This is a genomic window from Campylobacter concisus, assembly GCF_050447505.1.
Taxonomy (GTDB): domain Bacteria; phylum Campylobacterota; class Campylobacteria; order Campylobacterales; family Campylobacteraceae; genus Campylobacter_A; species Campylobacter_A concisus_BP.
The window spans coordinates 668420-680855 of record NZ_JALMFZ010000001.1 but is presented as its reverse complement, the minus strand read 5'-3'; the positions used below and the strand labels follow the sequence as shown (position 1 = coordinate 680855).

The following is a 12436-nucleotide window of genomic DNA, read 5'->3' as shown; positions in this document are numbered from 1 at the left end:
ACTTTTATTAATTTTAATTATATATATTTTTTTTGTTATATATTTTATTATTTTTTTAGCAAACTATCAAACAACAATCAAAGAAATTTTAAAATAGTAGATAATAGCATTTATCTACTACGATCGTTATTTTTTTCATTTTGAGTTTTATCATACGAAGAGTAAGAATTTAAGCCCATAGCCTCACGCTCAGCCAAAACATCCTTATAAAGCCTACGCTCATTTTTAATCCTAACAAGTCGTTCGTTAGCAGTAGCCTCAAGCATAGATACGCCTTTAAAATACTCTTTTAAAAGAAAATCGTCCTTACTAATCTTTTCAGATTTTAATAGCTTATTTTCAATGTATGAAAAGCGTTTTTTACATATATCGGCTATAAAATCCTTATTATCATCTAGTCGCTTTTTAAATTCATTTTTCTCAGTATCGCCAAGCTCAGAGTGATGTAAAATATAAAGGCTTTGATCTAAAATTTCAAGTTTTTTATTAAGTTTAAAAAGACTTTCATTGCGACCCAAAAGACGTGTAGCAACTAAGCTATCATCAAAGTATTTTTTAGCATTATCATCACGCCCACGAAGCACAGCAATAGATCGTTTTACCTTTTTAGAAAATAACCAGTCGGCTTTGCTAGAGCCTTTGCCGTGCGGATAAATTTTATTAAAGTTATAACTAAAATTTTCAAGTAATTTAAGGGTATCGGATTGATCCTTGTAGTGAGCCAAATGCATATCATTGATCTGAGTAGCTTTATATGAAATACTATCAAGCTTTTTAATCTCTTTTATTAAATCCTTGCGTTTTTGAAGTAATATTTTATTATTCTCCTTTAGCTCTTTGCCCAGCTTAAAACGTTTTTTGCCCTTTTTCTGAACGTATAGTAAAAATTGCCTAGTCAGCTCATCATTAGCTTTTTTTAACAAATCAATCTCATCATTCATAGCCTTAATACGGCTGGAAGTTGCATTATATTCTCTCTTATTTTTTTCTTGCATTTGCTCGTAAAATTCTAGTGTTTTATCCTTTGCCGTATAGCTATCCTGCTCAAGGTTGACACTAGATTTTATTTTAGAAAATTCTTTTTTTAAATCCTTATGCATAGCGTTTTTATTTTCATATTTTAACCCTCTTGCACCAAGCGAATAGGCAAAATCAGTGCGAACTTCGTCGAAGAAGTCTTTAATCTCGTCACGAGTATCAAAATGAATTTTACGCCTAGTTATATCATTACGCTTGTTAAGAACTACATGCACGTGTGGGTTATTTTGATGTGTGTGAAGCACCAAAGCATACTTATGCCCCATAAAATTTCTACTTAGAATTTCGCTAACACTATCAACTAGAGCGTTTAGTGTTTTTTCGTCATTGCATGGCTCATTGATTGAGAAAATAAGATGCCAAGCGTCTTTTGAATTTTTATTTGTGCCAAAATCCTTACTCCAATTTTTCATAATCTCGTCACTACTTACTCTCTCCCCTTTTTCATTGATGGCAGAGCCATCAATTGAGTTATTTAGAGTGTAGTCAATACATCTTTTAATACTTTCACGTGGTAAATTTGAAATCATCTTCACAACAGATTGTTTTGTATTTTTTGAGAAAGAATTTTTAATCGATGAAATATGGCTCGAGCTAAAAGATATATTTTTGTGCTCATTTATTGAATTTTTTGTTCGTCCAGCTCTGATAGTTTTTAAAAATTCATCCCATTGTGCTTCTGTTCTAGCCAAAATAAAAACTCCAACTATTTAAAAGATTTGTAATGATGTTAGTGTAAGTAAAGTTAAAAAAATATAATGCGAGAAGATAGGCAGGATAACCCCTTTTGTATATCACTTTTTACACTAAACGCCGATAGTATCGGCTTTATAGTGTGATTTTTATTCTTTTTACAAAAGAATAAAAATAAAAAATAAAATTTCATTTTATTTTTTTAAATAAGAATAGTAATTAAAAAGAATATTTGTAAAAAATATAAAATATGTAAAATAGAGATGATAAGAAAAACTATATTTATAAAAAAATAAATTAAAATAGAATATATAAAATTAAAAATATATAGTCAAAGATACAAAATATAATTAAAAATAAAAAAAATACAAATTTTTTATAAAGTGACATTTTGTAAAAGAAAAAATTTATAAAAAAAATAAATGAAGTGCCAAAAAAACGTTACTTTATAAAAATTAAAAAGTAAATAAAAAATTAAGAAAAACTTATATCATATTTCAGAACTCCCTTAAAAACATACATCTTAAAAATATCTATACAAAAAGTCCGTTTTTTAAAAATAATATAGTAACGGAAACAAAATAAATTACAAAGGAGTAGGGAATGAAAAAAATCCTATCAAAAGCTAAAAAGCTTTTCTATATGGCAATGTGCTCACCATTGTTTCTTTTTGGATCAGGTGGCGGACAAAATGTGCTAAAAACACTTGAGCAAAACGTAAATACTCAAGTAACCGAAGCAGGAAGTAGTCTTGCAAGTGTTCTCAATACGATTATACTCGTTATTGGAATTCTCTGGATAATTGTCCTCATGCTTACAGCACTTTTTAACGTGGAACAAATTAAACAGCACATAAGGTTTGTAATTATCGCATCAATAATCCTAGGAGTTTGCTACGGGCTAACCGCCGCAGCAATGTAGATTAAAGCGAGTATAAAATGGTTGTAACTGACTGCTATATGGATTTAACACGAAAAACAAAAATAATGGGGCTAACTACAACAAGCTTACTAATTATTTTTGTAATTGGATTTATCTCATGGTTTATCTTGATTTTGTATTCGTTGGCAGTCGTTGCAGTTTTATATTGCCTTTTTTTCATTTTGGAATTTTTCGATGAAGATATCTATGAGATCATCGGCTCAAATTTGAAAATTTCACAAAGAAAATTTTTTGCATAGGACTAAATAATGGCTCGTGGACTTATAGATGTTTTTAGGGATTGGAAACAAAACAAACAAGACAAGCAAGAGCTTGGAACTGAAACAAAAAAAGAAAAAAATAGCGATATCCGCTCAAAAATAAGTCAAATAAATAAAAAAGCTGACAGAATAATAATGCTGGGCGAACCTGAAATATACACAATGGCAAAAGAGAACAATATCGCATGCAAATACGGCGAGAATGCTATTGTAACGAAAGATGGCAACATAACAATTGCAGTGGAACTAAAGGGGACAAGCTACGCAGGAATTAGTCTTGACGCTGAAATGGACTATCTCTTAAGTCGAATTATGTTTTTTACAACGCTTAAAGATAGCGTAGAAACTAATTTAATTATCAAGAAAACTAAGATCAAGGCTAAGGATTACATAGAAAAAAATATAAATCAATATGCAAATGAGATAATTGAAAAATGGGAAAAAAATCAAGATATTTACTCAATTAAATATTTTTTATTAATTTCAACTACAACTAAAAATATAACTGGATTTCTTGAAAGTTTTAAGACAAAAGTAACTAGCGAACAAGACGAAAGAAAAGAAAGCTCAAACTATAAACAAAAAATGGAGTTGTTAAATAACACACTCTTAAATATAAAAAATCATTTGGCAACGTATCAGCCACGCCAGATGAGTAGCGATGAAATAATTAATTTTTATGCGACGTACTCAAACGCACAGGAAACAAATTTAAGATACACAAACGAGCTAATTACAGATAGCTACATTAACTCTTATGTCGAATTTAAAAAAGATTATATCGAATTCTATAGAAATGATGGCACAACAAAATATGCGAGATTTATTAGCGTTAAGGCATACGAAACAGAGCAAATAAAGTCAATCATTACGTCAAATTTGATTAAGAGTGATCATGAGTTTATGACGATGATTTACTTTAAGGCGTATGAAAAACGCAAAGCGATCAAAAAAATAAAAGATACTAGAGTTTTCTCAGTTGAACTAGTCCAACAAGAACTGGATCATTTGATGGAGTTAATCCAAGCAGATAGAGAAAACCTAGTTGAAACGAGCTTTTCTATATATTGCCTAGCCGACAATCTAGCGGAACTGAATAATCGCACAAACGAACTAAAAAATATCCTTGAAAATCAAGGTTTAAATGTTGTTAGAGAAACCATAAACCAAAAGGCACTATATTTTAGCCTCTTCCCAAGTCGTGGAAATTTGAACGCAAGAAAGAAAACGCTAAACATAAGCAACCTAGCTACGATCGCAAATTTTGAAAACGAAGTAACTGGTTTCAACCAAAATGATTGGGGCGACGAAGCAGTTACGACCTTTAAACACTTAAATGGCACACCATTTTTGTTTAACTTCCACTGCCAGCCTGATGGAGATAGACCAGCAGGTCATACAATGATCATAGGCGGAACAGGAACTGGCAAAACAACAACAATTCAGTTCTTAATGACAAACCTCTTTAAGTATCCTGTAAGTATTTTTGCAATGGACAAGCTAAGAGGTATGTATTGCTTTACAAATTACATGGACGGCGAATATCATGATAGCGAAAGCGATGGGTTTAAGCTAAATCCATTCAGCCTAGCCGATACAGCAGAGAATAGAGAATTTTTAGCGTCATGGCTAAGCTCAATGGCAGAGCTAAAGCCTGAAGAGCATGATGCAACAAAAGATATTAGAGAAACAATAAATAGGCTTTTTGATAATAAGCAAGCGGATCAAATATTGTCGTTAAGTGATTTTATAGACTCACTGCCAGCCGATAATGAAGCAAGATTAAAGACTAGATTTGGAAATTATAAGGGCTCAATATTCGACAACAAAGAAGATGCCCTAAATTTCACAAAACAGCTATCAGTACTAAACATGGATGGAATATTGCCAAACAAAAAGGTATCAGCTCTCACCGCAATGTATGTATTTCACAGACTGAAAAATCAGGCAAAAAATAGCGAAAATATACGTGGCTTTTTTTGTTTCATAGACGAGTTGAAGGACTATTTAAGAGATGAAGTAATGTCAGAGAAAATCCTTGAAGGTATTTTGGAGTGGAGAAAGATAGGCGGTGTTGGATGCTTTGGCTTTCAAAACATAAGCTTATTTAACGGAAATGAGCGTGGCTCATCATTTCTTGACAATATCGCAAATTTTCTTATCTTCCCAACAAACAATGAAGATACGCTAAATCAGCTAAGCGAGATAATAGGACTAACGCCTACGGAAGCTAAATTCTTAAAAGACACTCAATCAAATGCTAGGCAGGTGCTTTTAAACATGAAGCTACGAAACGAGAGCGCAAAACTAAATGTCAATTTGTCAAGCCTAGGAAATTATTTAAGAGTATTTTCGTCAAGCTCAGATAGCGTAAATTTGATAAAAAAATTAAAGACTGAAAGCCCAATACATTGGCGTAAATACTATATAGAACACAAAGAACAAAGGAGCTAAAAATGAAACTAGCAGTAATTGTAACAACGGCTTTAATGATATTTTTAAGCGGATGTGCTGATAAGCCAAGCAAAATAGAAAAAGTAAGCCCTTGCGCTTGCTACGACATCATACAAGTAGGTTAATATGGCATACGAAGACAAAAAAGTAGACCCAAATTTTATTTTTAAGGCGGAGCGAAACATAAAAGCGTATATGTTTTATGTGATCATTGCTTTAACAATAGTCAGCATAAGTTTATCCGTTGCGATAGCACTACTAACGCCTCTTAAAGAGACAAAGCCTGTATTGTTAAAATTTTCAGATGGTGACTCAAGGTTTGTGACAATAGACGATACCAGTCTAAACGTTAGAAACAATGAAGAGCTTTTAAAAAGCATACTTGCAGGATATGTGAAAAATAGAGAGCTAATTAATCGCATAGATGATGCCGAGCGTTACAACGAAATACGTACGCAAAGTAGTAGACAGGTATGGGAAGCGTTCGAAAATTTGGTTAGTGATCCTAATTCAATTTACACTACCAAAAACTACTATAGGGATATAAAAATTCTAAACGTAGCGATTTTAAGCAAAGATGTAGCTACGATAGATTTTCAAGCAGAAATTACAAATCCAACTCGCACTGAAGTTAGCTATAAAAAATATAGAAGTGCAATAGAGTATGACTTCCGTAACCAAACTAGTAATTATGCGGACACAATGAAAAACCCAACAGGCTTTATAGTGAACAAATATCAAGTAACGCAGATAATAGATGAAAAGGATAAGAAATGAAAAATTTAACTAGATTATCTTTAATAGCATTATTTGTTTTAAATTTAAATGCAGCACAAGACCAAGGCGGATTAAGCGAAGAACAAATGAATGAAGTCCGTGCAATTATGCGACAGACACAAGAACTAGTTAATGAACAGCAAAAAAACGGCTCAATGGGCGAAGATATTTTTAATGACAAAAACAAGGATGTTAATAGCCAAGTTCAATCAAATTTTAAGGTAAAACCATTTGGTATGGGGCAGAACAATCATCCGCAACTAGCAAAATTTAATAATTCTCAACCACAAATGGCGCAAATGCCAGAGCAAGATGGAATGGGTGTGGAGCAATCACAAGATATAAGCAAAGAAGAGCTTGAGCTCATGCAAAACGCTATAAGAAATCAAGATTTAAAAGCACTACAAAACAAATTCCACACTAAAAATTATAGCGGATATGAAAATACACAAACAATAAAATACGTACCAAATAAGACGCATAAAATACGTACTCGCCAAGCAATGGCAACAACGCTTATATTTGATAATGATATAGATAATTTTGTATTGGGTGACCAAACAGGATTTAAAGTAGAGCAAATACCAAGCAAAGCAAATGCGATAGCGATAATCCCACAGCTTATAGGAATTGATACAAGTCTAACTATTTTTACAAGCGATGGAAAAATCCACACATTTTACTTGTATTCGACAGATTACAAGAATACGAATGATCCAAGCTTTGTAATTCGCATACAAGACGATGAAGTACAAAAAGCAAAGCAAGCCAAAGCAAAAGATGAAAGCGATAAATATAAAATCATAAAAGATGGCATAGCAGAGCTAAAAGTGCTAAAGAGCGATATTTATACTGGCTATACGCAAAAAGCAAAAAAAGAAAATGAATGGCTTTTGTCAGCAGAAATTTTTAGCGACAAGAAATTTACATATTTTAAATATGCCAAAGATGAAATGCCACAAATTCCTACAATTTTTGCAGTTATCGACAAGCAGGACAGCCCAGTGGAAACAAGAGTAATAGGAGATTACATTATAGCCGAAACCATAAATCCAAAATTTACTATTAAAAGTGGCGATAGCTATGTGTGCGTAGAGAGAAAAGAAACGCAAGAAGAAAGAGATAGAAAAGAAATAAGAAAAAACCTAAATACAGATAAAGAAGCAATAAGACAGCACCAAAAAGAAAACAAAAAAACAATAAATGAAACTAAAGGAATTTAAAATGAAAAAGGGGAATAGACTATTTTTAAGCATAGTTACAATTAGCGTTATATCTGCCCCCCTTTTTGCCACCAATACAGCTACGGCTGAAATATTTGATGACGAAAATATAAGCAAAAAAGCAAAAGATGAGAAGATCAGGAATTTGCAAAATCAAACAAATTTAAATCATCTATTCGAAAATTCAAAATTCCCAGTAGATGATTATATTTATAAAGCTGGCAAGAGAGAGCCAAATGAAGATCAGAATTTAACTGAGATTTTAAACAGACTCGAGAAGCTAGGCAACAAACAACAAAATGCTTTAAATGCACAAAGAAATCAAAATTTGCAAGATCAGACGCCTGAGCAAGATATACAAGAGCAGGAGCAAATGGCACAGCGTGCAAGAGAACAACAAGCCAAGCTTCAAGCCAAACAAGAACAATTGCGACAAGAAATGGCAATAGACAACCAAAGAGCATATAAAAAACGAATGCAGGAGCTAATGCGAGCGCAAATTTTAGCAAATCGCAATAATGAAGTAAAAAGCGTAAATCAAAACAGCTCAAAATATGGCGTTGATAGCTTTTCAAATCAAAAGCCAGTTGATATAAGCACAAATGAGCATAGGCTGTATCGCACAATTAGAGCTGGCAGACTAATCCCAGCCATATTAACTAGTGCAATAAGCTCGGATTTAAGCGGAATAGTTACGGCTCAAATAGAGCAAGATATATATGCCGCAATGGGGCGAGCCGTATTGATACCACGTGGAAGTAAAGCAATAGGATTTTATACCAACGACACCAAAATCGGAAACGAACGATTAGAAATTAGATGGCGAGAGATTATCACGCCACAAGGCATAAACATAATGCTAACAGATGCAATAGTGGCTGATAATATGGGTATGACAGGAGCAGTTGGAGCAGTCAATAACAAATATTGGGAAAGATACGGCATAGCATATTCAATCTCAACAATTACAAATGCTTTGCTTTTAGGCATAGCATCGAAAATTAATAGCGGAAACAATGCAAACAACACCTATGTAAATGAAATTTACTCTAATTCAAGAAGCGATGTAAGTAGTGTAGTTCAAGACATAATCCAACAACAAAGTCAAATTAAACCAACAATTGAAATTAAAAGCGGAAGCCGTATATTTTTAGTACCAACAAATCACATGTGGTTTGCTAAACCTAAAAATGGCGAAGTTTTAATGCAATATTTCAACGATTAAGGAGCAAGTGTGCAACTAGAAGATATTAAAGCGGAAATCAAAAACCAAAACGCTTATAACAAAATTTTGGAGCGTATAGCAAAACAGGTAAAGAAAACCGAGAAAGCTCAAGTGAATGCAGATAAAGAGAAACAAAAGCTTGAGATGTTGCTAGAAGAAAAAAGAAATTTAATGAGCCAAACACCAGACCAAAAGCAAAACGAGCAAGATGAGTGAAAGTATAATTTTAAAAAACATTCTTAATGTTTTAAAGCCATATCTAAATCTAAACGCAAATGAGCTAATTTTTAACCAGCCTTGCGAAATTAATATAGATTATGGCGACCACTGGGAAGTGGTAAAAGACGAAAAACTAGATGCTAAATTTTTAAATAGTTTTTTAGTCGAGTTGGCAACTAGAAGAAATCAACGTTTTGATGAAAGCCATTGTCACTTATCTTGTGAATTGCCAAGTCCATTTTTGCGATATCGTGTCCAAGCACAGCATAAATCAAGCCTATTTAATAGCGAAATAGCAATCTGTATAAGGATACCAAGCAAAGAAATTTATCCACTCGAAAGCTTTATCCTAAGTGAAAAATGCATAAATAACGGCTGGAGCTATGAAAAAATAAAAGACTTGATACACGAAAAAAAGAATGTGCTTTTAAGTGGTGGAACTGGAAGCGGAAAGACAAGTTTTTTAAACTCACTAATGGGGGAAATAGACCCAAGCGAGCGAGTAGTAACCATAGAAGATAGCCAAGAACTAAGAGTTGAAAACATAAATAAAACTCAACTTGCCGTCCCTAAAATAGCAACAGAAATTTATAGCTACCAAGTAGCGATCGACAATGCAATGCGTTTGCGACCTGATAGGCTTTTCTTAGGCGAGATAGATATCAGAAATACGTTTTCATTTTTAAGAGTAAATAATACAGGACACGCAGGCAACCTAAGCACACTACATGCGAACAACCCAAAAGATGCCATAAAAGCAATAAAAACAAACATTATATTAGGCGGTGGATTATCAAATGTAGACGAAAGTATGCTTGATAGCCTAATAATGACAGCAATTGACTATATCATTCAAATAGCAAGGGTAAAAAATAAAAGAGTAATTACAGATATCCTCAATTTGAAAGAGATAGATATTGCAAGGATGATCGCATGAAAAAAGTATCTAGTCATTTTATTTATTTTACCGAAGCCGATGCAAGAATTTTAACAAAAATGATGCAGGCAAGAAATGAAAGTAAATCTGCGATCGTTAGAAAATTAATTCATGTTGAAAAATATGCACAAACCCTAAAACAAATTGAGATTAATAATGAAATTTTAGCTGATTTTTTGAAAGAATTTAAGCATCTCGGAAAAAATCTAAATCAAATAGCATATCACCTAAATGCTCACATTATAAAAAAAGAAGAAGCTAAAAGCGACCTAGAAAAGACTATGTATGAGTTTTTTGACGCAATAGGAAGACTAAGTAATAAGATCGGTAAGCTAAAAATAAAAATAGACGTAGAACGTACAAAGCAACCTAATAACAAAGAGATAAAAGGATTGCAAGGTGAATAGCAAAGAATTTACAGCTAAAAAGTGGATATTAATATACATAACATCCATAATAATGGGGGTAATTGCATATTTGGTAGTTGTAAAACTTATTTTTAACCCTGACATAGTAAATGTGCCAATTGTGGCATTTAAAATTTTACAAAATATTGGCACGCCAACGTTAAAAATGAAAGCCTATGTCGCGGTATTTGCACTAATAGCACCACTCTTGGTCGCTATAATTTGGTGGCTAATGCCATATCTAAGAGATAATGAAGATTATGGATCAGCAAGGTTTGCAACGCCAGCAGATTTTGAAAAGATGAAGATAAACTACAAAACAGGACTTGTGCTAGGATGTTTTGACATTGACAGCACAAGCCCAAAATTTATACGTGCAACGCAACCACTCTCAACATTAGTAGTAGCACCTCCTGGAAGCGGAAAAACGGCTGGTATGATTATCCCAAATTTATTAAGTGTGCCAAATTCTTGCGTAGTATTGGATATTAAAGGGGAGCTTTACGCAAAAACAGCAGGCTATCGTCAAAAATATTTTAACAATGAAATCCAGCTATTCTCCCCTTTTAGCTGGGATAATACATTATTTTTTAATCCGTTTGATCATAGCCTAGTTAAAGATTTACAATATCTTCACATAAAAAAATTAGCCGAGCAGATCGCCTCCACAATATTTGTAGGCGAAAAAGGTAGAGAAAACGATCACTGGATAATATCGGCAAAAACAATGTTTGTATTTTTTGCAGAGTATTTTATGCAAAAAGACAAGCACGCAACACTGGCACAATTAGCACAAGCACCAAAGGCTGATTATTTCGACTATCTTGATGAGAAATTTGGTGAAGAAGCCATGAAAGAGCCTGATGAAGACGATCCAACGAAACCAAGAGAACGAGATTATGATGTAGATACTTTCAAAATTTGGCTCAAGCAGACTAGTTTTGATGAAACTATAGATGAGAATACAAGAAATCAAGCTAGAGCCTACTCAAAATCTGCCGAAAATGAGTTTGCATCGATAAAATCGACATACGATACTTTTATGAAAGTTTTTATAAACCCACAAGTTGCTAGTGCCACCAGCAAAATGAGCTTCACATTTGAAGACCTAAGAGAAAAAAGAATATCGATGTACGTAGTCGTTCAAACCGAAGATATGGACATCCTAGCGCCACTTATTAGAATTTTTATAGAAACATTATTTAAAAAGCTTATGAGTGGAAAAGAATGCAGTGATTTAAACAAATTTATTTATGCATTTTTTGACGAAATTGCTAGATTTGGAAAAATGCCATTCTTGCTAGAAGCACCAGCACTATGTCGAAGCTATGGTTTATTGCCTGTATTTGTGACCCAAAGCTATGAGCAAATCAAAAAATATTATGGCGAAGATGATATGAATATCCTTAAAAATAACAGCGGTTATCAAGTAATTTTTGGCATGAACAGCGACAAAGACGCTGAAGACACAAGCAAACTAATAGGCGATTACACCAATATAAAAATAAGTAAATCGCAAGGCAATATGGATCTTTTTAAAAGCAATATCTCAAAAAGCAAAGAAGCAAAGAAGCTGGTCACAGCACAAGACCTAAAAAATCAGGATAGTAGCGATATTTTGATACTTGTAAAAGGATTTTTTAAAATGCCAATCAAGGCAAAAGTGCCGTATTGGTTCAAAATAGAGCAATTTAAAGGGGCAGATAAAGTAGAAGTAGTATCTACTCAAGAAATTATAGAAACAGCAGAAACAACTAAGACAATTACAAATCAAGAACAAACACAAGTAAAAGATGAAAGAAAAGAGCAAAGAGATGAATTATTAAAATCATTAAGAATAAAAATAGATAAAGAGTAAAAATTTTTTAAAAAAATTTATAAATATTACCAATAATTTTAAAGCAATAGTATTTATAAACTTTAAATATTTTTACTTTTTAATATTTTATTGTTATATATTTTATTATTTATAAAGTTTTTAATCTAAAATTTAATAAAAAACCTAAATTTTAGATTAGAGCCTAAAAACTCTAAAAATCTGTCCTAAGGAGTAGAAAATGACCTATGCAGAAAAGCTAAAGCAAGAAGAAGCATATAAAGAGTATGAGATGTATCTTGCAAAGCAATTCGAAGAGAGCCAAGACGGCGAGTTTGAAATCAACGATGATGAAAGCAAGAAGTGGGATTACCTAAAAAAAGACCACCAAAGCCTCGAAATCATAGAAGAAGAAAATGAGCCTAACTCAAACTTATAGCCCAAA

Annotated in this window: 12 protein-coding genes; 11 read left to right on the top strand and 1 reads right to left on the bottom strand. The window is 32.8% G+C overall.

Translation table 11 applies throughout. From position 1 onward, the window contains the following. Positions 1-110 precede the first annotated feature (110 nt). Positions 111-1730 (bottom strand): relaxase/mobilization nuclease domain-containing protein, encoded by a 1620-nt coding sequence (locus MTT09_RS03310; RefSeq protein WP_429802533.1) that lies wholly within the window; start codon positions 1728-1730, stop codon positions 111-113. A 604-nt stretch (positions 1731-2334) separates the two neighbouring features. Here MTT09_RS03310 and MTT09_RS03305 point away from each other — a divergent pair. The 11 genes from MTT09_RS03305 (at position 2335) to MTT09_RS03255 (ending at position 12430) form a co-directional block, all read left to right on the top strand. Continuing rightward, positions 2335-2652 (top strand): hypothetical protein, encoded by a 318-nt coding sequence (locus MTT09_RS03305; protein WP_103574912.1) that lies wholly within the window; start codon positions 2335-2337, stop codon positions 2650-2652. 269 nt (positions 2653-2921) lie between these two features. Beyond that, entirely contained in the window at positions 2922-5387 is a 2466-nt protein-coding gene (locus MTT09_RS03300) for an AAA family ATPase (protein ID WP_429802530.1), read from the top strand. Between the two features lie 2 nt (positions 5388-5389). Next, entirely contained in the window at positions 5390-5512 is a 123-nt protein-coding gene (locus MTT09_RS03295) for a hypothetical protein (protein WP_021092012.1), read from the top strand. A 1-nt stretch (position 5513) separates the two neighbouring features. Continuing rightward, positions 5514-6164, top strand: a complete 651-nt coding sequence (locus tag MTT09_RS03290) for a type IV secretion system protein (RefSeq protein ID WP_107770680.1) — start codon at positions 5514-5516, stop codon at positions 6162-6164. Beyond that, on the top strand, positions 6161-7387 hold the full coding sequence (locus MTT09_RS03285) for a TrbG/VirB9 family P-type conjugative transfer protein (RefSeq protein ID WP_107770681.1): 1227 nt from the start codon (positions 6161-6163) through the stop codon (positions 7385-7387). The genes MTT09_RS03290 and MTT09_RS03285 overlap by 4 nt, the downstream gene beginning before the upstream one ends. Before the next feature lies 1 nt (position 7388). After that, positions 7389-8612, top strand: coding sequence for a DNA type IV secretion system protein ComB10 (locus MTT09_RS03280; protein WP_103587019.1), 1224 nt, complete (start codon positions 7389-7391; stop codon positions 8610-8612). Positions 8613-8621: 9 nt separating this feature from the next. Then, positions 8622-8828 carry a hypothetical protein gene (locus MTT09_RS03275; protein ID WP_429802527.1) on the top strand — a complete coding sequence of 69 codons (207 nt, stop codon included), beginning with the start codon at positions 8622-8624 and terminating at the stop codon, positions 8826-8828. Next, positions 8821-9768 carry an ATPase, T2SS/T4P/T4SS family gene (locus MTT09_RS03270; protein WP_103587021.1) on the top strand — a complete coding sequence of 316 codons (948 nt, stop codon included), beginning with the start codon at positions 8821-8823 and terminating at the stop codon, positions 9766-9768. Before MTT09_RS03275 ends, MTT09_RS03270 begins: the two co-directional genes overlap by 8 nt. Continuing rightward, positions 9765-10175 (top strand): plasmid mobilization relaxosome protein MobC, encoded by a 411-nt coding sequence (locus tag MTT09_RS03265; protein WP_429802524.1) that lies wholly within the window; start codon positions 9765-9767, stop codon positions 10173-10175. The genes MTT09_RS03270 and MTT09_RS03265 overlap by 4 nt, the downstream gene beginning before the upstream one ends. A gap of 52 nt (positions 10176-10227) precedes the next feature. Beyond that, a complete protein-coding gene (locus MTT09_RS03260) occupies positions 10228-12033 on the top strand; it encodes a type IV secretory system conjugative DNA transfer family protein (protein WP_429803702.1) in 1806 nt (601 codons plus the stop codon). A 199-nt stretch (positions 12034-12232) separates the two neighbouring features. Beyond that, positions 12233-12430: a hypothetical protein gene (locus MTT09_RS03255; RefSeq protein ID WP_021092004.1), complete on the top strand. Its 198-nt coding sequence runs from the start codon at positions 12233-12235 to the stop codon at positions 12428-12430. The last annotated feature ends 6 nt before the right edge of the window (positions 12431-12436 follow it).